This is a genomic window from Intrasporangium sp. Soil_C_50 (assembly GCF_057656595.1).
In genome coordinates, this window is record NZ_JBDGKB010000018.1 from 1 (window position 1) to 24,640 (window position 24,640).

Here is a 24,640-nt window from a genome sequence, read left to right on the forward strand (position 1 = left end):
ACACCCAGAACTGCCGCCACACCTCACGACCGGCCGGGGGCCGACCCTGCCGCACCACCGAATCCACCATTGACAACACCCTTCACACGGGCGTTGCGACGACCACTTGAATCCGCCCGGGGACGAAGTGCTCTTTCGACCGTCTAGGCCGCGGCGTGGAGGAACCGGCGCAGCGCGGCGACGATGACGTCCGGGGCGTCGGTGTGCACCCAGTGCCCGGCGCCCTTGATCGTGAACAGCCGCGTCCGCGGGAACAGGCGACGCATGTGCTCGCCGTCCTCGCGCTTGACGTAGCGCGACTCCCCGCCCGCGACCCACAGCACCGGCCCCTCGTAGGCCGGCAACGCGTCGACGTCGGCGGGCCAGCCGGCGATCTGCGACCCCGCGCCGAGGTCGGCGTCGGCCGCGACGAGGTCGAGGTTGACCTGCCAGCGCCACGCGTCGCCGTGGCGTCGCAGGTTCTGCAGGAGGAACGCCTTGACGCCGGGGTCCGGCTCCTCGAACCGCGCCTCCGCGTCGGCGCGGTTGGCGAGCGCGTCGAGGGGCAGGTGCTGCATCTCGCGGATGTAGCCGGCGAACCGCTCGAGCGAGCCGTAGCCCTTCGGCGCGATGTCGACCACGACGAGGCGCTCGACGAGCTCGGGGTGGCGCAGCGCGAGGACCATCGCCGTCTTGCCGCCGAGCGAGTGCCCGACGACGGCCCACGTCTCGCCCGGTGCGGCGGTGCGCAGGGTCGCGGCGACGGCGTCCGCGTACCCCTCGAGGGAGAACGCGTCCGACCACGGTGAGCGCCCGTGGTCGGGCAGGTCGACGAGCAGGCAGCGGGCGTCGGCCCCGTGGGCGCCGCTCACGGCCTTGGCGATCTGGTTCCAGTTGCGGCCCTGGCCGAAGAGGCCGTGCAGGAAGGCGATCCGCGGCCCGGCCGTGCCGACCGACAGCGTGTTGAGCGGCGCGTGCGCCGGGGCCGTCGAGGTCATGGGGCCGAGCCTACGCGCGGCCTGCGGGGGTCCGCGCGCACCCGCCCGTGTCCCCCGACGCCCGCCTCACCGCCGACGCGTCGGGCCGTGAGACCCGCTCCGGGATTCGTCGCGCTCGACCTCACGCCGTCGTGGCGGCGGGGTGAGGAAGCCGTTACGGCCGCGTCACACGCGTCCGGACCCGGCGCAACACGGCCTTCCTAGCGTGGGCGTCACGCTCTCGCAGCGACCCCCACCCGCCTCACGAGGAGGAATCCGTGAGCTCGACCACCGGCACCACCGAGTCGACCGGCACCGTCGCCGCCCCCGCACCGTCCGCGCCCACCGCGGCCGCCGCGGCCCTTGCCTCCCCCGCGTCCCCCGTGTCCCCGAGTCGCCTGCGGGCGCTCACCACCCCGAAGCGGCGGGTCATCACCGGCTGGGACCCCGAGGACACCGTCGCCTGGGAGGCCGGCAACAAGGGCGTCGCGCGGCGCAACCTCGTGTGGTCGGTCCTCACCGAGCACATCGGCTTCTCGATCTGGTCGATCTGGTCGGTCATGGTCCTGTTCATGCCCCAGGCCGTCTACGGCTTCACTGCGGCCGACAAGTTCTACCTCGTCGCCGTGCCGACCCTCGTCGGGGCGGTGCTGCGGGTGCCGTACACGATGGCCACGGCCCTCTTCGGGGGCCGCAACTGGGCCGTCTTCAGCGGCATCGCCCTGCTCGTGCCGACCGGCCTGACCTGGTGGCTGATGGTCAACCCCGGCCACTCGCTGACGACGTTCCTGCTCGTCGCGGGCCTCGCCGGCCTCGGCGGCGGCAACTTCGCGTCGTCGATGACGAACATCAACGCCTTCTACCCGCAGCGGATGAAGGGCTGGGCCCTGGGGCTCAACGCCGGCGGCGGCAACATCGGCGTGCCGGCCGTGCAGCTCGTCGGGCTGCTCGTCATCGCGACGCTCGGCAACCGTCGGCCCGAGGTCGTGTGCGCCGTCTACCTCGTGCTGCTCGCCGTGGCCGGCACCGGCGCCGCGCTGTTCATGGACAACCTCGACCACCAGACCGCGAACGGCCGGGCCATGCGCGACCTCGTGGGCCACGCCGACTCGTGGGTCATCTCGCTGCTCTACATCGGCACGTTCGGCTCGTTCATCGGCTTCGGGTTCGCCTTCGGGCAGGTGCTCAACGCGACGTTCCTCGCCGGCCTGACCGGCGGCGCCACCCCGACGGCGGCGCAGACCGCGACCGCGAGCCTGCACGCGGCCCAGATCGCGTTCGTCGGGCCGCTCCTCGGCTCGGTGAGCCGGGTGTGGGGCGGACGCCTCGCCGACCGGCGCGGCGGCGGCCCGGTCACCTTCGTGGCGTTCGTGCTCATGGCAGGAGCGGGCCTCGTCGTGACGCTCGCGGCCCGCGCCGACGACGTGACACCGGGAGCGGCGACCGCCCTCCAGCTGACCGGGATCATCGGCGGGTTCATCGCCCTGTTCGTCCTGTCGGGCGTCGGCAACGGCTCGGTGTACAAGATGATCCCGTCGATCTTCGAGCGGAAGTCGCTGGCGCTCGTGGGTAGCGCGGTCGAGCGGGCCGCGTGGTCGCGGTCGATGTCAGGGGCCCTCATCGGCATCGCCGGTGCGATCGGTGCTCTGGGTGGCGTGCTCATCAACCTCGGGCTCCGGGCCTCGTACGTCGGCCCGGCGCACTCGGCCACCTCGGCGTTCGTCGTCTTCACGGTGTTCTACGTCGTGGCCGCCGTCGTGACGAAGGTCCGCTACCGCCGATGACCGACCTCGCGACCCCCACCGCCCGAGCGTCCTCCGGCCTCTCCGCCTCCACGACGTGTCGGACCGACACGCACTGCGCCTACTGCGGGCTCCAGTGCGCGATGACCCTCTCGGGGACCTCGGCGGATGACCTGACGGTGGCGCCGCGGCGCTTCCCGACGAACCGGGGAGGCCTGTGCCAGAAGGGCTGGACCAGTGCCGAGCTGCTGCGGACACCGTCGCGGCTCACGGTCCCGCTCGTGCGGCGGGGTGGGGAGCTCGTCGAGACCACGTGGGACGACGCGCTCGACACCGTGGCGCTCGGCATCGCCGCCGCCCAGGACGCGTACGGCCCCGATGCCGTCGCCCTCTTCGGGGGCGGTGGCCTCACGAACGAGAAGGCCTACCAGCTGGGGCGGTTCGCCCGCGTCGGGCTCGGCACCTCACAGGTCGACTACAACGGACGCTGGTGCATGAGTTCCGCGGCGGCGGCCGGCATCCGCTGCTTCGGCCTCGACCGGGGGCTGCCCTTCCCGGTCACCGACATCGGCTCGGCCCACGCCGTGCTCCTGCTCGGCGCCAACCCGGCCGAGACGATGCCGCCGTTCCTCACCCACCTCGTGCGCGCCGCCGACCACGGCGGCCTCATGGTGGCCGACCCGCGCCTCACGCCGACGGCCGCCAAAGCGCTCGAGGGCGGGGGCCTGCACCTGCAGCTGCGCCCCGGCACGGACGCGGCGCTGGCTCTCGGGATGGTCCACCTGGCCGTCACGGAGGGGTACGCCGACCGCGACTACATCGCCTCCAGGACAACGGGTTTCGACGACCTCTGGACCGTGGCGGCGCAGTGGCTGCCCGAGCGGGCCGAGCGGGTCACGGGCGTCGCCGCGTCGTCGATGCAGGCCGCCGTCCGGGCGCTCGCCCGGGCCCGCGACACCGAGCGCGGCGCATACGTCCTCAGCGCCCGCGGCGGCGAGCAGCACGCGACCGGCACCGACACGGTCACCACGTTCATCGCGCTCTCACTCGTGCTCGGCCTGCCCGGCAACCCCGGTACCGGGTTCGGCACGATCACCGGCCAGGGCAACGGCCAGGGCGGCCGCGAGCACGGGCAGAAGGCCGACCAGCTGCCGGGCTACCGCAAGATCGACGACCCCGCAGCACGGGCCCACGTCGCGACGGTCTGGGGCGTCGACCCGGACAGCCTGCCCGGGCCGGGCCGCAGCGCCTTCGAGCTGCTCGACGCGCTCGGCGCCGACGGCGGCCCCCGCGCCCTCCTCGTGCACGGCTCCAACCCCGTCGTGTCGGCGCCCGACGCGACGCGGGTCACCGAGCGGCTGCGCTCGCTCGACCTGCTCGTCGTCTGCGACTTCGTCCTGTCCGAGACCGCCGCCGTCGCCGACGTCGTGCTCCCCGTGCTCCAGTGGGCCGAGGAGGAGGGCACGCTGACCAACCTCGAGGGGCGGGTCCTGCGGCGCCGCAAGGCGATCGAGCCGCCGGCCGGGTCCCGCAGCGAGCTGTGGGTGTGGTCCGAGCTGGCCCGCCGTCTCGATGCACCGGTGCCGTTCTCGACCGACCCGCGCGAGGTGTTCGAGGAGCTGCGGCGCGCGTCTGCAGGCGGCGTCGCCGACTACTCGGCCGTGACGTGGGAGCGGCTCGACGCCGGCGAGTCCTTGCACTGGCCGTGCCCCACCGACCGCCCGCAAGGCACACCGCGACTCTTCCTCGACCGGTTCGCGACCCCGGACGGACTGGCCCGGCTCGTGCCCGTCGAGGCGGGCGCCCCGAGCGAGACGGACGACGCGGAGTACCCGCTCGTGGCGACGACGGGCCGCCTGCTGCAGCACTACCAGTCAGGCGCCCAGACCCGCGTCGTGCCCGAGCTGGCTGGGGCCGCCGGTGAGATGTTCGTCCAGGTGCACCCCGACACCGCTGCGGCACAAGGACTCTCGGATGGAGACACTGCCGACGTCGTGAGCCGACGGGGTCGCACCCGCGCCGTCGTCCGTGTCGACGAGGACATGCGTCCAGACGTCGTGTTCCTGCCGTTCCACTGGGGTGGGACAACCCGCGGCGGCGACGCACGCGCGAACGTCCTGACCAACCCCGCCCTCGACCCCACGAGCCGCATGCCCGAGTTCAAGGCGTGCGCCGTCCGACTGGAGGCCGCACGATGAGCGCGACCGCAAGCCCGAACCCCAGCCCCCGCTCCTTCGCCCCGCGGCGTCCCCACGTCCTCGTCGTCGGCAACGGCATGGCCGGCGCCCGGTTCGCCGAGGAGCTGCGCCGCCGCGACGCCGGTGTCGCGATCACGGTGGTCGGCGAGGAGCCGCACGAGGCGTACAACCGCGTGCTCCTGTCGACCGTCGTCGCGGGCGCGATCGCCTCGCGCGAGACGCGGCTCAAGCCCACCGGGTGGTGGGCGACGCACGACGTCACCATCCGCACGGGCGTGCGCGTCACCGCCCTCGACGTCACGGCTCGCACGGCCACCCTGGCGGCCACCCTGACAGAGGCGGCCGACGCCGAGCCCGAGATCGTCCCGTGGGACGAGCTGGTCCTCGCCACCGGCAGCGACGCGTTCGTCCCACCGATCACGGGTGCCGCCGACGATCCGTCGGTCGTCGCCTTCCGCACCCTCGACGACGCCGAGCGGCTCGTTGCAGCAGCGGAGTCCGCGCAGCACGCGGTCGTCGTCGGTGGCGGCCTGCTCGGGTTGGAGGCCGCGCGTGGGCTGCTCGGCCGGGGCGTGCACGTCACCGTCGTCCACCCCGCCGGGCACCCGATGGACCGGCAGCTCGACGCCGACGGCGGGTCCGTTCTCGCCCGCGTCGTGCAGGGGCTCGGGGCGCGGCTCGCCCTAGGGCGCCAGGTGGCCGAGCGTCGGGCCGCCTCGGGCGAGGCCCCCGGCGCCGTGGTCCTCGACGACGGCACCGAGCTGGCCGCCGACCTCGTCGTCGTCGCGGCCGGGGTGCGTCCCCGCGTCGACCTCGCCCGCGCGGCGGGCCTCGACGTCGGTCGCGGCGTCGTCGTCGACGACCGGCTCCACGCGTCGCACCCCCACGTCCACGCCATCGGCGAGTGCGCCGAGCACCGCGGCGAGGTGCCCGGGCTCGTCCAGCCCGGCTGGGACCAGGCGCGCGTGCTCGCCGAGGTCCTGAGCGGCACCGACCCCGACGCCACCTACACCGGCACGAGCGTCGTGACCCGGCTCAAGGCTCCCGACGTCGACCTCACGAGCATGGGTCGCATCGACGTCGGCGTCCACGACGCCGGCCACGAGGTGCTCGCCTTCACCGACCCGGTCCGCGGCCGCTACGCCAAGCTCGTGCTGCGCGCCGACCGGCTCGTCGGGGCCATCCTCCTCGGCGTCGGCGACGCCGCCGGGCCGCTGACCCAGCTCTACGACACCGGTGCGGCCGCGCCCCGCGACCGCCTCGCCCTCATGCTCGGTCGGGCCGTGACACGGGCCGGCGGCGCCGAGAACGTCAGCCTCGCCGAGATGCCCGGGGCCGCCGTCATCTGCCGGTGCAACACCGTCACGAAGGGCGCCATCGTCGAGGCGTTCCGGGCCGGGGCCGACACGGTCCCCGCCGTCGCGGAGGCCACCCGCGCGACCACCGGCTGCGGGTCGTGCGCGAGCGCCGTCGACGGCCTGTGCACCTGGCTGCGCTCGGCCGAGCCCGCGTCCCCCGCAGCCGGACCCGAGCCCGGCACCCAACCCGACGCCCGACCCGAGACCCTGCCCGAGCCCCTCGAAGAAGGAGCCGCCTGATGTCCGAGAACACCACCGCCCCCCGCGCCTCGCGCACCGCCGTCGTCGTCGGCCACGGCATGGTCGGCCACCGGTTCGTCGAGGCGCTCCGTTCGCGCGACGCCGACGGCACCTGGCGCATCGTCGTCCTGTCCGAGGAGGCGGAGGCCGCCTACGACCGTGTCGGCCTGTCGGCCTACGTCGGCGCCTGGGACCGCAGCGCCCTGGCCCTCGCGGGAAACACCTACGACGGCGACGACCTCGTCGACCTGCGCCTCGGCATCCGCGCCGAGCACGTCGACCGCGCGGCCCGGACCGTCACGACGAGCGCCGGCGACATGATCGCCTACGACGCGCTCGTCGTCGCCACCGGCTCCTACCCCTTCGTGCCGCTGGTCCCCGGCCACGACGCCGAGGGATGCTTCGTCTACCGCACCCTCGACGACCTCGACGCCGTCCGGGCCCGGGCCGAGGCCGCGATCGAGCGGGCCCGCGCCGAGGGCCGCGAAGCCGGCGGCCTCGTCGTCGGCGGTGGCCTGCTCGGCCTCGAGGCCGCCAACGCCCTGCGCCTGCTCGGGCTGACCCCGCACGTCGTGGAGTTCGCGCCACGGCTCATGCCGCTACAGGTCGACGACGGCGGCGGCGCCGTGCTCGCGGGGCTCGTCGGCCGGCTCGGCGTGCACGTGCACACGGGGGTCGGCACGAACGCGATCGAGGCCCAGGACGACGGGCGCCTCGCGGTCGAGCTGTCCGACGGCACGGCGCTGCTCACCGACCTCGTCGTCTTCTCGGCCGGCGTCCGCCCGGCAGACGCGCTCGGCCGCGCGGCAGGCCTCGAGATCGGCGAGCGCGGCGGCGTCGTCACCGACACGTCGTGCCGCACGAGCGACGAGAACGTCTGGGCCGTGGGCGAGGTGGCCGCCGTCGAGGGCCGCTGCTACGGCCTCGTCGCGCCGGGCTACACCATGGCCGAGGTCGTCGCCGACCGCCTCCTCGGTGGGGAGGCCACGTTCCCCGGCGCCGACCTGTCCACGAAGCTCAAGCTGCTCGGCGTCGACGTCGCCTCGTTCGGCGACGCCATGGGCGCCACCCCCGGTGCTCTCGAGATCGTGCACACCGACGCGACGAAGGGCACCTACGCCAAGGTCGTCGTGTCCGACGACGCCCGGACGCTGCTCGGCGGCATCCTCGTCGGCGACGCCACCGCCTACACGACGCTCAAGGCCTACGTCGGCCGCGAGGTGCCGGGCGACCCGGCGGCGCTCATCTCGCCGGCCGGTGCCGAGCTGGGCGCCGACGCGCTCCCCGACGACGCGGTCATCTGCTCGTGCAACAACGTCACGAAGGGATCGATCTGCGGCGCCATCGCCGACGGTGCGTGCGACCTCGCGACGATCAAGGGCTGCACGAACGCCGGAACCACCTGCGGCGGCTGCCTGCCCACGGTCAAGAAGCTGCTCGTCGACTCCGGCGTCGAGCTGTCGACGGCCCTGTGCGAGCACTTCGACCAGAGCCGCGCCGAGCTGTTCGAGATCGTCTCCGCCACGGGCATCCGCACCTTCTCGGCGCTCATCGCCCGCTGCGGCCGCGGCACGGGTTGCGAGATCTGCAAGCCGACCGTCGCCTCGATCCTCGCCTCGACGAGCAGCGACCACGTGCTCGACGGCGAGCAGGCGGCCCTGCAGGACAGCAACGACCACTTCCTCGCCAACATCCAGAAGAACGGCACGTACTCGGTCGTACCGCGCATGCCGGGCGGCGAGGTCACCGCCGAGCAGCTCATCGAGATCGGCTCCATCGCCAGGGACTTCGACCTCTACGTCAAGATGACCGGCGGCCAGCGCATCGACCTCTTCGGTGCCCGCGTCGAGCAGCTGCCGCTCATCTGGCGCCGGCTCGTCGACGCCGGCATGGAGTCGGGGCACGCCTACGGCAAGTCGCTGCGCACCGTGAAGTCGTGCGTCGGCTCGACGTGGTGTCGGTACGGCGTCCAGGACTCCGTCGGTATGGCCGTCGACCTCGAGCTGCGCTACCGCGGGCTCCGCTCGCCGCACAAGCTCAAGCTCGGCGTCTCGGGATGCGCGCGCGAGTGCGCGGAGGCGCGGGGCAAGGACGTCGGGGTCATCGCCACCGACAAGGGCTGGAACCTCTACGTCTGCGGCAACGGCGGCCAGACCCCGAAGCACGCCCGGCTGCTCGCGAGCGACCTCGACACCGAGACACTCGTGCGGTACATCGACCGCTTCCTCATGTTCTACGTCCGCACCGCCGACCGGCTGCAGCGGACCGCGCCGTGGCTCGAGGCGCTCGAGGGGGGCCTCGACCACCTGCGCGCCGTCGTCTGCGACGACTCGCTCGGCGTCGCGGCCGACCTGGAGGCGGCGATGGCCCGGCACGTCGAGGGCTACCGCGACGAGTGGGCGGCTGTGCTCGAGGACCCCGACAAGCTGTCGCGGTTCGTCTCCTTCGTCAACGCCCCGGAGGCGGCCGACGCGACGATCGCTTTCGACGACAGCGGGGCCCGCAAGGTCCCGGTCCCGCTCGGCCTCCCAGCCGTGCGACGCGCCTGACACTCCCCCACCGACCTTCGCTCTCCCGGAGAGGAACCCACGATGAGCACCCTCGCCACCACAGTCCTCCAGACATCCCAGACGATCGAGCTTCCGGGCGCCCTGAGCACCACCGACGCGCCGCCGCGCCCACCGCGTCTCGTCGTCCGCCCCGGCGTCCTGCCCAGGCCGGGTGTGCGCGTCTGGGTCCGCGCCTGTCGCGTCGAAACCCTCGTGCCGGGGCGCGGCGTGGCCGTCCTGCTGCCCGGCGGCGAGCAGGCGGCACTGTTCCTCCTAGCGACCGGCATGGTCTACGCGGTGGGCAACGTCGACCCGTACGCGGGAGCGGCCGTCATGTCACGCGGACTGACCGGCGACCGCGCCGGCGAGCCGACCGTGGCCTCGCCGCTGCTCAAGCAGGTCTTCTCGCTGCGCACCGGCGAGGCCCTCGACGACCCGGCGACGCGGCTGGCGACCTACGCCGTCCGCGTCGCCCACGGCGTCGCCCTCCTCGGCGTCCCCACCCCCTTCATCGAGTGAGCACCCAGCCCCAGGCGTCGCACCCGCCACGTGACACCTGAGGCTGGAGTGACGCAGTGCTCACTCGACGGGAGGGACGGGACGGCACGTCCAGCGGCGGGTCCCCCTTGATCGAGTGAGCACTCAGCCCCAGGCGTCACACCCGGTCACGTGACGCCTGGGGCCCGTGGGACGCAGTGCTCACTCGATGGGAGGGACGGGACGCAATGGGGCGGGACGGGGCGGGGCGGACGACGGGGGTGATGCCGTGTCGCGTGGTGTCGGTCAGCGGGTCCCGGCAGGGAGGGCGGCGCGGACGGCGTCCTCGAGGGACGTCGTCGGGCGGCCGATGAGCCGCTCGAGGTCGCCCGTGTCGGTGAAGAGCGCCCCGGCCGAGATGCCGCGGTCGCTGTCAGCGAGCGCGTGCGCGTATCCCTGGGGCAGACCTGCCGCGACGAGCGCGGCGGCGTAGTCCTCGACCGGCAGGTCGCGGTACACGACCTCGGTGCCGCTGACCCTGGCCACGGTCGCGGCCAGCTGCGTGAGCGTGAAGGCCGTGCCGCCGAGCTCGTAGGCGCGACCCGCGTGCCCGTCCTCGGCGAGCACCGCTGCAGCCGCCTCGGCGTAGTCGGCGCGGGTGGCGGCGCTGACCCGGCCGTCCCCGGCGGACCCGAGTACGGCGCCGTGCTCGAGGTAGGTGAGCAGCTGGGCGGTGTAGTTCTCGAGGTACCAGGAGTTCCGGAGGAACACGTGCGGCAGGCCCGACGCCTCGATCATCTCCTCGGTCGCGCGGTGCTCCGCGGCGAGGGCGAGCTCGGAGGTGTCGGCACGGGTGATGCTCGTGTAGGCCACGAGCCCGACACCGGCCCGGACAGCAGCGTCGACGACATTGCGGTGCTGCGGGATTCGCGAGCCGACCTCACTGCCCGAGACGAACAGGAGCCGGTCGACCCCGGCGAACGCCGCGTCGAGCGACGCCGGGTCGTCGTAGTCGGCGCGGCGCACCTCGACACCACGGTCGGCGAGCTCGGCGACGGCCTCGGGCTTGCGGGCGGTGGCGACGACGTCGGAGGGAGCGACGCCGCGGCTCAGGAGGGCGTCGACGACGAGGCGGCCGAGATGTCCGCTGGCAGCGGTGACGAGGATGGTCATGGGAGGTCCTTTCGAGGATTCGGGGCGGCGCGACGCGGCGCCGGACTCCCCCTTCAACGAGCCCTCCCCAGCCATACTTCCCAATAGTTAGTACCCACTTTGAAGTAAGGTACTGACATGAGAGTGAGTCAGACGCTCCACCACCACTTCCCCGACGGCGTGTTCGCCTCGGACTGCCCCTCCCGCATCGTGCTCGACCACGTGACGAGCAAGTGGGGCACCCTCGTGCTCCTCGCCCTGGCCGAGGGCGAGCCGCTGCGGTGGAGCGAGCTGCGCCGCCGGGCCGAGGGCGTCAGCGAGAAGATGCTCGCCCAGACCCTCCGGATGCTCGAGGCCGACGGTCTCGTCCACCGCGACGCGCGCCCGGTCGTGCCGCCGCACGTCGAGTACTCCCTCACCGTCGAGGGCGTCGACCTCGCCGCCCGGCTCGTGCCCCTCATGGACTGGATCGCCGACCACGCCGGCGACATCGTGGCCCGCACCACCCCCGCCGAGGCCTCCGCCTGACCGACGCCTCCGCCTGACCGACGCCCCCAGCGCGCCGACGCCGAGCCCTGGGTCCACCTGCCCACTCGACCGTCGAGTGGGCACCTGGAGCGGGCGCGTCGTGCGGCGACGCCTCAGACGTTGAGGCGGTAGCCGCGGCGGACGACGGTCTGCACGAGGTTCCGGTCGGGCAGCGCGGCCCGCAAACGGCTGACCGCCATGTCGAGCGCATGCTCGTTCTCGGCGTCGGGCAGCTCGTCGAGGAGTCGCTCGCGCGTGCACACGGCGCCGGGGTCGGCCATGAGGGCGGCGAGCATGGCCCGCGGACCTCGCGGCAGGGTCACCGTCTCGCCGTTGAACGACACGGTGCGACCGTGCACGACGAGGAGGCCGAGCGCGGTCTGCACCTGCTCGACACCGGTGAGCGTCAGGTGCTCGACGACGGTGCGGATCAGCGCGCCCATCCGGAACCGCTCCGGCACGATCGGCGTGATGCCGAGGTCGTGCAGGGGCGCAGCCGTCACCGGACCCACCGCCGCGGCCGTGACGCCGGCGCGCATGGCGTCGACGAGAACCCCGTCCATGCCGAGCTGCGCTGCGGCAGAGACGAGCCCATCGACCGCCGGTGCCGATGTGAACGTCACGACATCGACCTCCCGGGCCGCGACGGCCTGGATGAGCCGACCGAGACGGCTCTCGTCGGTGGGCCGCACCCAGCGGTACGGAGCGACCGTGAGCACGGTGGCGCCGGCCGCCCTCAGGCGCTCGAGCTGCTCGACGTCCTCGTGCCCGTGCAGCTGCACCGCCACGCGTCGGCCCTCGACCCCGGCCTCGAGCGCTAGCGTCACCGTCGAGGCAGTGCGCTCGTCCTCGGCGATGCCCTCGTCATCGTGCCCCGCGGCCCGAACCGCGCCGCGCGCCTTGGGTCCGCGCACGATGATCCGCGCGGCGTCGAGCACGGCACCCAGCTGCTCGCCCAGCCCGGCGGCGTCCGCTCCCTCGATCCAGCGCCGGAAGCCATACGCCGTCGTGACGATGACGACGTCGGGTCGACCGTCGATGACTGCGCGGGTGTCGGCCACGAGGATGTCGTCCTCGTCGATGGGGGCGATGCGCACGGCGGGTGCGTGGAGCACCTCGGCTCCACGCCTGCGGAAGGCGTCGACGAGGTCCTCGGACCGGCGGTCGGACGTCACCGCGATCCGGAACCCCTCGAGCACCGGCCCGGTGGCCTCGTGGCGCGCGGCGTCCGGGTCCGGACCGGACAGCTGGTCCGACCACGGCGTCGCCGGATGGACGCGTCGGGACCCGGTCATGCGGGCACCCCCGCGAGCGGGCGCGCGGCACCGTCGTTCACGCTCTCCCCCACGCGTCGGGCCCAGACCTCCGCCTGCGCGACGACCGCGCCGATGACGACCACTGCGGGAGAGGTGATCCCGGCCCGAGCAGCACGTTCGGGCAGGGTCGCGAGCGTGCCGCCGAAGCTGCGCTGGCTCGGGCTGAGGCCACGTTCGACGACGGCAGCTGGAGTGTCGGGGTCGAGCCCGGCGCGGGTCAGGGCATCCGTGATCGGCACGAGGTTGTGCACGCCCATGAGCACCACGAGCGACCCACCGACGGCGACGAGCCCTCGCGCCCGGGCGTCGTCGAGCGGCACGTGGCCCGAGAGCACGGTGACGACGTGGCTGACGCCGCGGTGGGTCACCGGGATGCCTGCGGCCCCGGGCACCCCGATGGCCGAGGTGACCCCCGGCAGCACCGAGACCGGCACCCCCGCGGCGACGCACGCCGCGACCTCCTCGCCGCCGCGACCGAAGACGTAGGGGTCGCCACCCTTGAGACGCACCACGGTGAGACCTGCGCTGGCACGTTCGACGAGGAGGCGCTCGATCTCGGCCTGGGGCACGGCGTGGTGGCCGGGGCGCTTGCCGACGTCGACGACCTCGGCACCGGGTGCGAGGGCGGCGAGGTCGCCGATCTCGACGAGCCGGTCGGCCAGGACGACGTCGGCGTCCGCGAGCGCCCGCACAGCACCCAGGGTGAGCAGCTCGACACCGCCCGGTCCTGCGCCGACGAGCACGGCGCGGCCCCGCTCCCGAGCCGGCACCGGCTCGTCGACGACGAGGCAGGTGCGGCGCAGCACAGCGCGCGCCTGCTCCCACGCCGTCGCCGGCCCGACGAGCACGCCGAGGCGCGCCCCCACACAGGCGGCGGGGGTCACTGCAGCGGCGTCGTCGAGCACGACGACGTCGGCCCCGGCCCGTGTGAGCCGCCGGACGGCCGCGGCGGTCAGGCCGTCGGGTCCGGCGACCACCACCCGCACCCCGGTGAGGTCGGTGTCGATGAGCACGCGGTCTCCTCCGTCGCCGTCGGTCTGCCGGGCACCACGGTAGGAACGGCGTGTTTCACCCGCGTTTCACCCGTGCGACGTCGCGGTAAGACACGGCTCACCCGTCTCGCCCGCCGTCGTGCGCGGCCGGGCGCCGCGCGGTCGTGGCAGGGTGGCGCCATGACGACGCCTGCCGAGCCGCCGGTCCTCGTCGCCGCGTCCCACGGCACGGCCTCAGCCGCGGGGCAGGCGGCCGTGGCCGCCCTCGTCGACGCCGTGGCCTCGCGGCGACCCGACCTCATCGTCCGCGCTGCCTTCGTCGACGTCCAGCAGCCCGACCCGCCGGCTGTGCTGGCGACGCTGCCGACGGGACGCCGCGCGCGCCTCGTGCCGCTGCTCCTGTCGGCCGGCTACCACGTCTTCGTCGACCTGACCGAGGCCGCCGCGGCCGCGCCTGGCGCCGACGTCGCACCGGCCCTCGGCCCCGACGTGCGCCTCGCAGCCCTCCTCGCCCGTCGCCTCGACGCGGCCGGACTCCGCGACGACGACGTCGTCGTGCTGGGCGCCGCCGGCTCGTCGGAGGCCTCGGCGGTCCGGGACTGCGAGGCGGTCGCGGCGCAGCTCGCCGAGATCATCGGTCGCGAGGTAACGGTGGGCTACCTGTCTGCGGCCGAGCCGCGTCTCGCGGATGCCGTTGCGGCACAGCAGGTCCCGGACCGACGCGTCGTGGTGGCCACCTACCTGCTCGCGCCGGGCTTCTTCGCCGACCTCGCCGGACGCTCGGGCGCCGAGGTCGTCACGCCGCCCCTGCTGCTGGCCGACGAGCCACCGGCCACCGACCTCGTCGACATCGTCCTCGAGCGCTTCGAGGCAGCAGCGCGCGACACCGGCGGCAGCGACCCACTCGACTGACCCGGGCGGTCCGGCAGGACGCCTCGGGTCAGCGGATCGGCAGGCCGAGCTGGTGCGCGGCGAGGGCCGGCACGAACGCGGGCGTCAACGGCCCCCATCCGGCGGGCGCGAACGACTCCCCGGCGGCGCCGTGCACCGGGCCGGCCTCGTGCCACCCGGCACCCACGACGTGGCCCCAACCCATCCCGGCGCCCGGGTGAGGAGCCTGCCACTGCGCCCCGCCGACGAGCGGTCGACCGCCGTCCGGGCCCCAGACGGGCGGCAGCCAGGGCGCGAGCACGCTGTGCCAGCCGGCCTCGGCCGCGAACGACCCGTGTCCGATCGCGTGTCCAGCGGCGTGACCCAGGCCGTGCCCATGGGCACCCGATCCATGGCCCCCGCCCGACCCGTGCGAGCCGTGCGGCCCGTGGCCACCCGAGCCCGACCCGCCGTGGCCGGCGCTCGAGCGCTGCTGGGCGTCGGCGTTGTGCTCGAGGCGCCGGGAGAGGTCGCCGAAGTAGCTGCTGATCCGCGTCAGGTCGTCCTCGACCCGGCGCCACCGCTCGAGGACGTGCCCGAGGTCGGGCCCAGCCCAGGCGCGACGCACCACCGAGACGGCGTGCCGGCTACGAGCCAGCACCTGGTCGACGTCTCGCCCGAAGGCGGCCATCCGGTCTGCCGAGTCGCGGAGGGCATCGACGTCCGCACCCTTGCTGTACACAGTTCTCCCCTTCACCCCTGACGAACGCGAGGCCATCCTCACAGGACGGCAGTCCACGAGGCAACGGGGAGCACTCCCCGCCGCTCGATGGCATGTCCGTGCGCTTGACGTGCGGCCGTGCGGACCAGTCGGCACGGTCCGACGCGAGGCGCACCGCCGGAGCCGTCGGTCGAGCGCAGTGGTCGGGTGCGCGACGATGGTGCCGACGGCACGAGCTCGACGACCCGCCTCACCCCCGCTCCCGACCTCCCGAAGGCCATGCAGCCCCGCTCCTACCGCACCCTCGCCGGTGCCGCCCGCGCCGAGATCGACGTGCGACGGTCACGGTTCCTCTGCGACGTCGAGCCGGTCACCGGCGAGCAGGACGCGCGCGCCGTCGTCGAGCGGGTCCGTGCCGCGAGCCGGGACGCCGGTCACCACTGCACGGCGTTCGTCCTCGGACCCGACGCGTCCACCGTGCGCACCAACGACGACGGCGAGCCCTCGGGCACCGCGGGCGCCCCGATGCTCGAGGTGCTGCGTGGAGCCGGGCTCACCGACGTCGTGGCGGTCGTGACGCGCTGGTTCGGTGGCACGCTCCTCGGCACCGGCGGGCTCATCCGCGCCTACGGCGACGCGGTGGGCGCCGCCCTCGCGGAGGCGCGCCTCGTGACGATGTCCCGTCGCACGGCGACGACGGTCGAGGTCGGCCACGCCGACGGGCCGCGCGTCGAGAACGCCCTCCGGGCCATCCCGGACGTCACGGTCACCGGCGTCGACTACCTCGCCGAGGGCGTCCGGCTGCACGTGGCCGTCGACCCCGCGGCGCTCGACGCCTTCCGCGGCACCGTCGCGGCGCTGACGTCGGGCGCCGGACGCGTCACGCCCGGGGCGGACCTGTGGGTGCCGGTCGGCCCGGGCGACTGAGCCCGCCCGGCCGCGTCAGCCGCGCAGGTGGGCCACCATCGACCAGGACGGGTCGTGCGTCTCGGTGACGCCGACGCTGCCCTGCGTCCAGCGTCGCGAGGCCGCACGCACCCGGTCCGCGGCGTCGCTGCTCCCGTCGACGAAGACGTGCAGCACCCGGGTGCCGGCGCTCGACTGGTGCGCGACGACCCGGCCCCGGCCGGCGAGGTCGAGGGTGAGCGCGTCCTCGAAGTGACGCAGCTCCTCGAGCGCGCCGGGCGTCGGCAGCCCGTCCTCGGTGGCGAGGTACTCGAGGAAGACGCCGACGTGCGTGTCGAGCTCGGGCGCGATGGCTGCCGCGAGCGGCACCTGGGCCATGGCCAGGATCGGCCCGTCGGCGCCCTGCCCCTGGAACACCACCTGGTGCGGCTCGCCGTCCGCCGAGGTGTGCTCGGCCTTGAGGTCGGCCACGAGGTTGCGCACCCACCGCAGCGGGAAGGCGTCCATCGGCGCGAGCTGCGGCCGGGCGACCTCCCCGATCCAGCACTCGACGTCGGACTCGCCGATGGCCGAGTCGAGGGCGAGGTAGGCGATGGTGGCGCGGGCGGCGTCGTCGAGGTGCGCGAAGGACGGGTGGTGCACGGCGACCGACAGCCGCAGACCCTCGCGGCGGGCGCTGACGACGATGTCGCGGAAGGCGACCGTCGACCCCTCGGTCTCGAGCTCGACGGCGTCGACGTCCTGGACGGGCTGACGCGTGTCGGCATAGCCCCACGTCGCCGTCGGGGTCGGCGCCGACCGCAGCCAGCGGCGCGCCGTGGCCCGGAGGTCGGGGTCACCCTCCGGTGACACGACGAGCAGGTGCGCGCTGCGGCCGCCGGCCGACAGCTCCCACGTCAGGCCGTCGGCGATCGCGGCCACGCGCCGGCTCAGCTCGTCGGCGACGCGGACCGGCTCCCGGTCGGCGAGCGCGGCCGCGGTGAGGTCGGCGCCGGACTCCTGCCACCAGGACCAGAACGCCGCAACCGGGTCGGCGGGGGCCTCCTCGTCGCGCGAGCGCCGGAACAGCCTCATGGCCGCTCATCCTGCACCATCAGGCTGGGAGCGTGCGCCGTGCGGCACGATGGGGCCATGGCATCCCAGGCACTGCACCTCGGCTCCACCGACGCGGCCAACGCGCTGCTCGCCCACGACCCCCTCGCACTGCTGCTCGGCATGCAGCTGGACCAGCAGATCCCGATGGAGAAGGCGTTCACCTCCCCGAGCGTGCTCGCCGAGCGGATGGGCGTGCCGGCCGGCGGCCACCTCGACGCCGCCGCCATCGCGGCGCTCCCGCCCGAGACGCTCCTCGAGTACTTCCGGACGCCACCGGCGCTGCACCGTTTCCCCGGCTCGATGGCCACGCGCACCCAGCAGCTGTGCCAGGCACTCGTCGACGACTGGGACGGTGACGCGGCGAACGTCTGGGCCGGCGTCGACTCGGGCCGCGAGCTGGTGCGCCGCATCGGCAGCCTGCCCGGCTTCGGCGACCAGAAGGCGCGCATCTTCGCGGCGCTGCTCGCCAAGCAGTTCGGCGTGCAGCCCGAGGGCTGGCAGGAGGCCACCGGCGACTACGGCCAGCCCGGCCACCGGTCCATCGCCGACGTCGTCGACGACGCGTCGCGCGTCAAGGTCCGTGAGTTCAAGAAGGCAAAGAAGGCCGAGGCCAAGCAGCAGGCCTGAGCCGCAAGAACATCCACGCCAGACGCGTCGGGCCCCCTTCCAGCGGAAGGGGGCCCGACGCGTCGGTGCTGAGTCCGGCTCAGGGCAAGGCGGGTCAGTCGACGAGGAAGGCGAGCAGGTCCGCACGCGTCAGGACGCCGACCGGCTTGCCGTCGTCGACGACGAGCACCGCGTCGGCCGTCTCGAGCTCCTTGCGGGCCGCGGACACCGGAGAGCCGGCGCCGATGAGCGGCAGGCCGGGCTCGATGTGCTTCTCGACGGCGTCGGCCAGGTGCGCGCGACCGGTGAAGAGCGCGTCGAGCAGGGCCCGCTCGCTCACCGAACCGGCGACCTCGCCCGACATGACCGGCGGCTCGGCCTTGACGACGGGCATCTGGGAGACGCCGTACTCCTGCAGGATCGCGACGGCGTCGCGGATCGTCTCGTTCGGGTGCGTGTGCACGAGGGCCGGCATGTCGCCGGACTTCGTGTGCAGCACGTCGCCGACGGTCTGCTCGGTGTGCTCGTCGGTGAGGAAGCCGTAGGAGTGCATCCACTCGTCGTTGAAGATCTTGCTCATGTAGCCGCGGCCGGAGTCGGGCAGCAGCACGACGACGACGGCCTCCTCGGGCAGGTCACGGGCGGCGCGCAGGGCGGCGACGACCGCCATGCCGCACGAGCCACCGACGAGCAGGCCCTCCTCGCGGGCCAGGCGACGCGTCATCTCGAACGACTCGGCGTCGGTGACGGCGATGACCTCGTCGACGACCGACGGGTCGTAGGCACCCGGCCAGAAGTCCTCGCCGACACCCTCGACGAGGTACGGGCGGCCGGTGCCACCGGAGTAGACCGAGCCCTCGGGGTCGGCCGCGATGATGCGGACCGCACCGTCGCTGACCTCCTTGAGGTACTTGCCGGTGCCGCTGATCGTTCCGCCCGTGCCGGCCCCGGCGACGAAGTGCGTGACCCGGCCGTCGGTGTCGCGCCAGATCTCCGGACCGGTGGTCAGGTAGTGGCTGTTCGGGCCTTCCGGGTTGTAGTACTGGTTCGGCTTCCACGCACCGTCGATCTCGCGGACGAGACGGTCGCTCACCGAGTAGTAGGAGTCGGGGTGGTCCGGCTCGACGGCGGTCGGGCACACGACGACCTCGGCGCCGTAGGCCTTGAGCACGTCACGCTTGTCCTGGCTCACCTTGTCGGGGCAGACGAAGACGCACTTGTAGCCGCGGCGCTGCGCCACGAGCGCGAGCCCGACGCCCGTGTTGCCGCTGGTCGGCTCGACGATGGTGCCACCCGGCTTCAGGAGGCCGTCGCGCTCGGCGGCCTCGACCATGCGCAGCGCGATGCGGTCCTTGACCGACCCACCCGGGTTGAAGTACTCGACCTTCGCCAGGACCGTGCACCTCACCCCCGCGTCGGCGGTGACGGAGCCCAGCTTGACCAGGGGGGTGTTGCCGACGAGGTCGGCCACGTTCTCTGCGTACTTCACGCGCCCATCCTAGGTGCGTCGTCCCAGCCCGCGAGACGGACGCCCGGGCGGCGGACGCCGTCGACGCGGCGGGGGCGCGGTGGGTATGACCGCGTCGAGAGCCGCGATGACGCCCAGGCTGCCTCGCGCGAACCGGGCACGACGCGTCGGTGCCGAGCGTTACCGTGAAGAACCCGGCGAGCACGTCAGGGGACGAACGAGCACCGGCGAGACGCAGGACCGACGGAGGGGGTGGCCGATGGGACGTGCACGACGCGCGCGACGGATCGCCCAGCAGGCCGCGTACGGCGGCGGCGTCGGGGTCGCCGGCCTCGGGCTGCTCAGCCTCCTCGGCTACGGCGTCATCAAGGCCGAGGCCGCCATGGCCCGGCGCCTCGTCGGCCAGCCCTTCGAGGGCGCGCCTGAGGACGACGGACGCTACGGCTTCGGCCCCGGCGAGCCGATCCGGCTCGTCGTCCTCGGCGACTCCACCGGCGCCGGCATGGGCGCCGCGCACCCGCACCAGACGATCGGCGCCATCATCGCCAATGGCGTCGCCGCCTTCAGCGGCCGACCGGTGCGCCTGACGAACGTCGCCGTCGTCGGCGCGGAGTCCCCCGACCTCGACGCGCAGGTCGAACGGGCCCTCGAGGAGGTCCCGACCCCCGACGTCGCCCTCGTGCTCATCGGCGCCAACGACGTCACCCACCGCATCGACACCTCCGTCGCGGTGCGCCACCTCGAGATGGCGGTCCGCTGCCTGCGCGAGGCCGGCTCGGAGGTCGTCGTCGGCACGTGCCCCGACCTCGGCGCCATCGAGCCGGTACCCCAGCCGCTGCGCCTGCTGGCCCGACGCTGGTCGCGCGACCTCGCCGCGGCCCAGACCGTCGCGGTGGTCGAGGCCGGCGGTCGAGCCGTGTCGGTCGGCGACATGCTGAGCGAGGCCTTCAGCGCCGACCCGAAGATCATGTTCAGCGAGGACCGCTTCCACCCCAGCCCGGCCGGGTACGCCCGGGTCGCCGCTGCCCTGCTGCCCACGGTCAGCGCGGCCCTCGACCTCTTCGGTGAGCGCAGCGCCCCGCCCGAGCCGAACCTGCGCCGCGGCGAGGGCGTCGGTCCGGTCGCGATCGCCGCCACCCGGGCCGTGGCGCAGCCCGGCACCGAGGTCGCCCCGGCCGAGGTGGCCGGCCAGGCGCGCGGCAGGCAGGGCCGCTGGGCGGTGCTGCTGCACCGGATGCGCCCCGCCGCACCCGTCGGGTCGTTCCCCGGCGTCGACCGCGGGCCCCGGTCCGCGGCCGACCGGGCGGACGCGTCCGTCAGCCACGACGCGTCGCCCGGCGGTGACGTGTCCCGTGGCCTCGACGCGTCGGTCAGGATGACGCCGGAGGCGTCGGTCGTCGGCGCGTCCGACCGCGGCCACCACCACGGAGAGCACGACGAGGGGCCACCCGCGGTGCAGGTGACCCCTCGGTCCTGACGCCGGCGCCGGTGGCGCCGGCGGGCTGCGTCAGCCGTGTCAGCCGTGTCAGCCGATGCTCATGATCTGGTTGGCCGGCGGGGCCTTGATGCCGAGGTCCTCGCCCCACCTGGAGAAGTCGAGCTGACCCGGGCTCTTGGTCGAGCCGGTGAAGCGGACGACCTGCTGCTTGTCCTTGGACACGTAGAGGGCGCCCTCGGACTTGCCCTTCTTGTCGGTGAGGACCCAGCACTCGGTGCCGTTGACCGTCTCCTCCGTCACTGTCGGGGACAGCTGGCTCGGCGTCACGGCGCCGAAGGCCTTCTCGAGGAAGCTCTTGAGGCTGAGGCTCTCGGTCATCGACGAGGCGGACGCCGGCGCCTTGATGAACTTGTTGCCGGCCTTCTGCACCGACGCCGGAGCGCCCTGCTTCTTCCAGAACGTCGCGTCGGCCTGGATGTAGACGCCGTCCGGCAGCGTGATGAGGCGCGCCTTGCCGCTGTCCTGCATCGCGATGGTGATGTCGGACGTCTTGCCGTCGCTCGTGCCCTTGAAGTCGATGGAGATCTTCTTGCCGGTCTGCTCGACGTCACCGACGAAGGCGGCCGAGGTCGCGGCGAGTGCGTTGGCCTTGGCCTTCTCGAGCACGTCGGCAGGCTTGGGCGCGGCCGAGTCGGACGTCGCCGGGGCGGACGTCGCAGACGAGCCGGCGGTCGAGGAGCCCGTGGACCCGGTGGTCGGCGTGTCCGACTTCGAGCACGCGGCGGCACCGAGGCTGATCGCGAGGGCGCCGGCGAGGGCGACGGCGCGGGTCGTCATGGTCTTCATGGGTGGGAGGCCCCCTGGCCTGGTCGGGTCGTCGCCCGGCAGCGGCCGGGCGACCGGCGGCCGGCGGTGGCCGCAAACCCGCACACCCTAGCCCGAACCGCCTGCTTCGACGTACCCGGACGAGGTCCGGGACGGACGGCGGCGAGGAGACGCAGGTCATGACGCCGAGGGTGTCCGTGCCCGCGCGGACGTCCTACCATCGAGGGACTGAGCAAGCGCTTAGTCGACCCGTGCGCCGTCGCCGGGGCCGCCGACGAAGTCCAGGAGTTCCCCCGTGCCCGAAGCCGTCATCGTCTCGACCGCCCGTTCGCCGTTCGGCCGGGCCTTCAAGGGCTCGCTCAAGGAGGTGCGTCCGGACGACCTCGCCGCGAGCGTCATCCAGGCGGCGCTCGACAAGGTGCCCGCCCTCGACAAGACGCTCGTCGAGGACATCTACCTCGGCTGCGCCGAGCCGTCGGGCAAGCACGGCTCCAACATGGCCAAGGTCGTCGCCACCCTCCTCGGCCTCGACGGCACGCCCGCGGCCACGATCAACCGCTTCTGCGCCTCCTCCGCGCAGACGACGCGGATGGCCTTCCACGCCATCAAGGCCGGCGAGGGCGACATCTTCGTCTCGGCGGGCGTCGAGTGCGTGTCGCAGTACACCGACTGGGCCGGCGCGGGCGGCGCGAAGGCCGACGCGCAGAACCCGCTCTTCGCCGAGGCGCAGGAGCGCACGAAGCGGATCGCCGGGACGAACGAGACGTGGACCGACCCCCGCGCCGACGGCAACCTGCCCGACATCTACATCTCGATGGGCCAGACCGCCGAGAACGTCGCGACGGCCTACGGCATCTCCCGCGAGCGCCAGGACGAGTGGGGCGTCACGAGCCAGAACCGCGCCGAGGCCGCCATCGGCCGTGGCTTCTTCGACTGGGAGATCACGCCCGTCACGACCCCCGACGGCACGGTCGTCACCAAGGACGACGGCCCTCGGGCCGGTGTCACCCTCGAGGCCGTGCAGGGCCTGAACCCCGTGTTCCGCGAGCAGGGCACCGTCACGGCCGGCAACTGCTGCCCGCTCAACGACGGCGCCGCCGCGCTCGTCGTCATGAGCGACACCAAGGCCAGGGAGCTCGGCCTGACGCCGCTGGCCCGCGTCGTCTCGACGGCCGCCACCGGGCTGTCGCCGGAGATCATGGGCCTCGGCCCGGTCGAGGCCACCAACCTCGCCCTCAAGCGGGCGGGCCTGTCTATCGGCGACATCGACCTCTACGAGATCAACGAGGCCTTCGCCGCCCAGGTGATCGGCTCGGCCGACCAGATCGGCATGGACTACGACAAGCTCAACGTCAACGGCGGCGCCATCGCGATCGGTCACCCGTTCGGTGCGACCGGCGCCCGCATCACCGGCACGCTCATCAACGCCCTGCGGGAGCGCGACGAGCAGTTCGGTCTCGAGACGATGTGCGTCGGTGGCGGCCAGGGCATGGCCGTCATCTTCGAGCGCCTCAGCTGACGCCACTCACTCTGATCGAAAGAGCACTCCGTACGGGTACGGAGTGCTCTTTCGATGGCCCGGGCACGTGACGGAGCGCTCTTTCGATTGTCGGGGGAGGGCGCCCGACGTCAGAGGGCGCGGCGGAGGGTGGCAAGACGCTCGGACAGGTCGGCTCCGACGCCGGCAGCGGACGCGTCCCACACCATGACGGCCAGCTGGTCCATGACGACGGCCGGGCCGAGGTCGGGCACCGGCACGGACGCCCGTCCCCGCGACGCAGCAGCGCGGTCGGCGAGGTCCTGGACGAGGTCGCGGACCAGCCCCGCACGCGAAAGAGCGTGGCCGAGCGGCAGCTGCTGCCACCGCTCGGCCACGCGCCGGAGCTCGTCCGACACCTCCTGCGGGGTCGGCGAACCCACGCGCGAAGGTGCCACCCGCGTCAGTCGCGCAGGCGCGCGAAGAGGCGGACGAACTCGATGTAGAGCCAGACGAGCGTCACGATGAGGCCGTGGGCCAGCAGCCACGAGTACTTCTTCGGGGCGCCCACCTGGACGGCGTGGTCGATCGAGTCGAAGTCGATGGCCAGCGAGTAGGACGCGAGGCCGACACCCACGACCGACAGCACCAGGCCGAGGCCACCGCTGCCGCCGAAGCCCCAGCCGCTGATGACGCCCGTCATGAGCAGGACGACCTGCAGCAGCGAGAAGATGCCGTAGCCGACGATCGCGAAGAAGAACATCCGCCGCGTCTTGGCGTTGACCTTGACGAAGCCGGTCGCGTAGCCGATGTACATCGCGACGAAGACGCAGAGGGTGGCGAGCACGGCCATCTGCACGACGCCGTCGTACTTCGGGATCGAGGCGATGTACTGGCTGAAGGCGCCGAGGAAGGCGCCCTGCAGCACGGCGTAGACCATGAGCAGCGGCACCGACACCTTCTTCATGAAGGCGATGGCGAAGCCGAGGATCAGCGTGCCGAACATGCCGCCGAGCCAGAACGGCAGCGTCATGTCGGTGTTGGCCTCGGTCCAGAACCACGACACGAGGGCGACGCCGACCGTGACGACGAACAGGGTGAGGCTCTTGACGATGACGTCGTCGACCGTGACGCGACCGGTGTCGGCGGGACCGGCGCTCTGGCGTGCGTACAGCTCGTCGAGCTGCTGGGCCGTCATGGCGTCCTGCGCGGCGTAGCCGGTGGTCGCAGCCTGCGTGGCCTGCTGGCCCTGACCGAACTGGCCCTGCTGCCCCTGCTGCGGCGTGCCGAAGCCGGCGTATCGCTCCTTCTCGATCTGCTTGTTGAGCCGGTCGAAGACCGGGTTTCCACCTGCCATGTGAGTGTGCTCCTTGGGCACTGGTGCCACCGGTCGGTGGCGACTGTCACCAGACTAAGCGTCCGGGACCACCCCACGGGTTCCCGGACGGGCGGCGGCGTGCCCCGCAACCCGTTCGTGACGCGACGGCATACTGGGGCCGCCGGCCCGGCCGGCGCGCCCCCGTGGCCCAATCGGCAGAGGCAGGCGACTTAAAATCGCCAACGGTGAGGGTTCGAGTCCCTCCGGGGGTACTGCTCCGACGCCGACACTGTCGACGGCGGGGCCACGGTTCGGTCACGCTTGTGTCCACCGACGCGGTGCCTCCCGACGCCGGGGGCGGTGTCCTCCTACACTGGGGGCATCGGGTCCCAGGGGACGGTTCGCCGT

At 73.5% G+C, this 24,640-nt stretch carries 21 protein-coding genes and 1 tRNA gene; 12 read left to right on the forward strand and 10 right to left on the reverse strand.

Annotated elements, in window-relative coordinates; all coding sequences use genetic code 11:
- Positions 1-143: 143 nt before the first annotated feature.
- On the reverse strand, positions 144-977 hold the full coding sequence (locus AC3A5R_RS21560) for an alpha/beta fold hydrolase (protein WP_487622827.1): 834 nt from the start codon (positions 975-977) through the stop codon (positions 144-146).
- Positions 978-1,234: 257 nt separating this feature from the next.
- Here AC3A5R_RS21560 and AC3A5R_RS21565 point away from each other — a divergent pair, with 257 nt between their 5' ends.
- The 5 genes from AC3A5R_RS21565 to nirD are packed head-to-tail and all read left to right on the forward strand — an operon-like array spanning position 1,235 to position 9,562.
- Positions 1,235-2,740, forward strand: a complete 1,506-nt coding sequence (locus AC3A5R_RS21565; protein WP_487622828.1) for an MFS transporter — start codon at positions 1,235-1,237, stop codon at positions 2,738-2,740.
- Complete coding sequence (locus AC3A5R_RS21570) at positions 2,737-4,896, forward strand: molybdopterin oxidoreductase family protein (RefSeq protein WP_487622829.1); 2,160 nt, start codon at positions 2,737-2,739, stop codon at positions 4,894-4,896. Before AC3A5R_RS21565 ends, AC3A5R_RS21570 begins: the two co-directional genes overlap by 4 nt.
- Entirely contained in the window at positions 4,893-6,494 is a 1,602-nt protein-coding gene (locus AC3A5R_RS21575; RefSeq protein WP_487622830.1) for an FAD-dependent oxidoreductase, read from the forward strand. The genes AC3A5R_RS21570 and AC3A5R_RS21575 overlap by 4 nt, the downstream gene beginning before the upstream one ends.
- Positions 6,494-9,043 (forward strand): nitrite reductase large subunit NirB, encoded by a 2,550-nt coding sequence (gene nirB / locus AC3A5R_RS21580; RefSeq protein ID WP_487622831.1) that lies wholly within the window; start codon positions 6,494-6,496, stop codon positions 9,041-9,043. Before AC3A5R_RS21575 ends, nirB begins: the two co-directional genes overlap by 1 nt.
- A gap of 42 nt (positions 9,044-9,085) precedes the next feature.
- Entirely contained in the window at positions 9,086-9,562 is a 477-nt protein-coding gene (gene nirD, locus AC3A5R_RS21585; protein ID WP_487622832.1) for a nitrite reductase small subunit NirD, read from the forward strand.
- A gap of 264 nt (positions 9,563-9,826) precedes the next feature.
- On the opposite strand, the gene AC3A5R_RS21590 is transcribed toward nirD, so the two are convergent.
- Positions 9,827-10,693 carry an SDR family oxidoreductase gene (locus tag AC3A5R_RS21590; protein WP_487622833.1) on the reverse strand — a complete coding sequence of 289 codons (867 nt, stop codon included), beginning with the start codon at positions 10,691-10,693 and terminating at the stop codon, positions 9,827-9,829.
- Between the two features lie 117 nt (positions 10,694-10,810).
- Between AC3A5R_RS21590 and AC3A5R_RS21595 the strand changes: the two genes are divergently transcribed.
- Positions 10,811-11,200, forward strand: a complete 390-nt coding sequence (locus tag AC3A5R_RS21595) for a winged helix-turn-helix transcriptional regulator (protein ID WP_487622834.1) — start codon at positions 10,811-10,813, stop codon at positions 11,198-11,200.
- A 113-nt stretch (positions 11,201-11,313) separates the two neighbouring features.
- Here the strand turns inward: AC3A5R_RS21595 and AC3A5R_RS21600 are convergent, their stop codons facing one another.
- Complete coding sequence (locus AC3A5R_RS21600) at positions 11,314-12,495, reverse strand: uroporphyrinogen-III synthase (protein WP_487622835.1); 1,182 nt, start codon at positions 12,493-12,495, stop codon at positions 11,314-11,316.
- Complete coding sequence (gene cobA / locus AC3A5R_RS21605) at positions 12,492-13,529, reverse strand: uroporphyrinogen-III C-methyltransferase (protein WP_487622836.1); 1,038 nt, start codon at positions 13,527-13,529, stop codon at positions 12,492-12,494. The genes AC3A5R_RS21600 and cobA overlap by 4 nt, the downstream gene beginning before the upstream one ends.
- 159 nt (positions 13,530-13,688) lie before the next feature.
- Between cobA and AC3A5R_RS21610 the strand changes: the two genes are divergently transcribed.
- Positions 13,689-14,420, forward strand: coding sequence for a sirohydrochlorin chelatase (locus AC3A5R_RS21610; RefSeq protein ID WP_487622837.1), 732 nt, complete (start codon positions 13,689-13,691; stop codon positions 14,418-14,420).
- 28 nt (positions 14,421-14,448) lie between these two features.
- On the opposite strand, the gene AC3A5R_RS21615 is transcribed toward AC3A5R_RS21610, so the two are convergent.
- Positions 14,449-15,120: a WXG100 family type VII secretion target gene (locus tag AC3A5R_RS21615; protein WP_487622838.1), complete on the reverse strand. Its 672-nt coding sequence runs from the start codon at positions 15,118-15,120 to the stop codon at positions 14,449-14,451.
- A gap of 186 nt (positions 15,121-15,306) precedes the next feature.
- Between AC3A5R_RS21615 and AC3A5R_RS21620 the strand changes: the two genes are divergently transcribed.
- On the forward strand, positions 15,307-16,026 hold the full coding sequence (locus tag AC3A5R_RS21620; RefSeq protein WP_487622839.1) for an IMPACT family protein: 720 nt from the start codon (positions 15,307-15,309) through the stop codon (positions 16,024-16,026).
- A gap of 15 nt (positions 16,027-16,041) precedes the next feature.
- On the opposite strand, the gene AC3A5R_RS21625 is transcribed toward AC3A5R_RS21620, so the two are convergent.
- Positions 16,042-17,079: a DUF695 domain-containing protein gene (locus AC3A5R_RS21625; RefSeq protein WP_487622840.1), complete on the reverse strand. Its 1,038-nt coding sequence runs from the start codon at positions 17,077-17,079 to the stop codon at positions 16,042-16,044.
- A 57-nt stretch (positions 17,080-17,136) separates the two neighbouring features.
- Here AC3A5R_RS21625 and AC3A5R_RS21630 point away from each other — a divergent pair, with 57 nt between their 5' ends.
- Entirely contained in the window at positions 17,137-17,727 is a 591-nt protein-coding gene (locus AC3A5R_RS21630) for an HhH-GPD-type base excision DNA repair protein (RefSeq protein WP_487622841.1), read from the forward strand.
- Between the two features lie 94 nt (positions 17,728-17,821).
- On the opposite strand, the gene AC3A5R_RS21635 is transcribed toward AC3A5R_RS21630, so the two are convergent.
- On the reverse strand, positions 17,822-19,195 hold the full coding sequence (locus AC3A5R_RS21635; protein WP_487622842.1) for a cystathionine beta-synthase: 1,374 nt from the start codon (positions 19,193-19,195) through the stop codon (positions 17,822-17,824).
- Positions 19,196-19,433: 238 nt separating this feature from the next.
- On the opposite strand from AC3A5R_RS21635, the gene AC3A5R_RS21640 reads away from it, so the two are divergent.
- Positions 19,434-20,651 carry an SGNH/GDSL hydrolase family protein gene (locus AC3A5R_RS21640; protein WP_487622843.1) on the forward strand — a complete coding sequence of 406 codons (1,218 nt, stop codon included), beginning with the start codon at positions 19,434-19,436 and terminating at the stop codon, positions 20,649-20,651.
- A gap of 48 nt (positions 20,652-20,699) precedes the next feature.
- Here the strand turns inward: AC3A5R_RS21640 and AC3A5R_RS21645 are convergent, their stop codons facing one another.
- Positions 20,700-21,458 (reverse strand): hypothetical protein, encoded by a 759-nt coding sequence (locus AC3A5R_RS21645; protein ID WP_487622844.1) that lies wholly within the window; start codon positions 21,456-21,458, stop codon positions 20,700-20,702.
- A gap of 274 nt (positions 21,459-21,732) precedes the next feature.
- Here AC3A5R_RS21645 and AC3A5R_RS21650 point away from each other — a divergent pair, with 274 nt between their 5' ends.
- On the forward strand, positions 21,733-22,956 hold the full coding sequence (locus AC3A5R_RS21650) for an acetyl-CoA C-acetyltransferase (RefSeq protein WP_487622845.1): 1,224 nt from the start codon (positions 21,733-21,735) through the stop codon (positions 22,954-22,956).
- Between the two features lie 110 nt (positions 22,957-23,066).
- Here the strand turns inward: AC3A5R_RS21650 and AC3A5R_RS21655 are convergent, their stop codons facing one another.
- The gene (locus tag AC3A5R_RS21655) at positions 23,067-23,357 is read right to left on the reverse strand and encodes a hypothetical protein (RefSeq protein ID WP_487622846.1); all 291 of its coding nucleotides are present in this window, start codon (positions 23,355-23,357) and stop codon (positions 23,067-23,069) included.
- A gap of 20 nt (positions 23,358-23,377) precedes the next feature.
- A complete protein-coding gene (locus AC3A5R_RS21660; RefSeq protein WP_487622847.1) occupies positions 23,378-24,271 on the reverse strand; it encodes a Bax inhibitor-1/YccA family protein in 894 nt (297 codons plus the stop codon).
- A 158-nt stretch (positions 24,272-24,429) separates the two neighbouring features.
- On the opposite strand from AC3A5R_RS21660, the gene AC3A5R_RS21665 reads away from it, so the two are divergent.
- Positions 24,430-24,504, forward strand: a tRNA-Leu gene (locus AC3A5R_RS21665).
- Positions 24,505-24,640: the final 136 nt, after the last annotated feature.

Excerpts from the sequence above, each read along its gene's own strand:
- AC3A5R_RS21645 (WP_487622844.1), bottom strand. The coding sequence starts at position 21,458 with ATGAAGACCATGACGACCCGCGCCGTCGCCCTCGCCGGCGCCCTCGCG.
- AC3A5R_RS21660 (WP_487622847.1), bottom strand. The coding sequence starts at position 24,271 with ATGGCAGGTGGAAACCCGGTCTTCGACCGGCTCAACAAGCAGATCGAG.
- AC3A5R_RS21575 (WP_487622830.1), top strand. The coding sequence starts at position 4,893 with ATGAGCGCGACCGCAAGCCCGAACCCCAGCCCCCGCTCCTTCGCCCCG.
- nirD (WP_487622832.1), top strand. The coding sequence starts at position 9,086 with ATGAGCACCCTCGCCACCACAGTCCTCCAGACATCCCAGACGATCGAG.
- AC3A5R_RS21570 (WP_487622829.1), top strand. The coding sequence starts at position 2,737 with ATGACCGACCTCGCGACCCCCACCGCCCGAGCGTCCTCCGGCCTCTCC.
- AC3A5R_RS21640 (WP_487622843.1), top strand. The coding sequence starts at position 19,434 with ATGGGACGTGCACGACGCGCGCGACGGATCGCCCAGCAGGCCGCGTAC.
- AC3A5R_RS21600 (WP_487622835.1), bottom strand. The coding sequence starts at position 12,495 with ATGACCGGGTCCCGACGCGTCCATCCGGCGACGCCGTGGTCGGACCAG.
- AC3A5R_RS21595 (WP_487622834.1), top strand. The coding sequence starts at position 10,811 with ATGAGAGTGAGTCAGACGCTCCACCACCACTTCCCCGACGGCGTGTTC.
- nirB (WP_487622831.1), top strand. The coding sequence starts at position 6,494 with ATGTCCGAGAACACCACCGCCCCCCGCGCCTCGCGCACCGCCGTCGTC.
- AC3A5R_RS21610 (WP_487622837.1), top strand. The coding sequence starts at position 13,689 with ATGACGACGCCTGCCGAGCCGCCGGTCCTCGTCGCCGCGTCCCACGGC.
- AC3A5R_RS21560 (WP_487622827.1), bottom strand. The coding sequence starts at position 977 with ATGACCTCGACGGCCCCGGCGCACGCGCCGCTCAACACGCTGTCGGTC.
- AC3A5R_RS21630 (WP_487622841.1), top strand. The coding sequence starts at position 17,137 with ATGGCATCCCAGGCACTGCACCTCGGCTCCACCGACGCGGCCAACGCG.
- AC3A5R_RS21590 (WP_487622833.1), bottom strand. The coding sequence starts at position 10,693 with ATGACCATCCTCGTCACCGCTGCCAGCGGACATCTCGGCCGCCTCGTC.
- AC3A5R_RS21625 (WP_487622840.1), bottom strand. The coding sequence starts at position 17,079 with ATGAGGCTGTTCCGGCGCTCGCGCGACGAGGAGGCCCCCGCCGACCCG.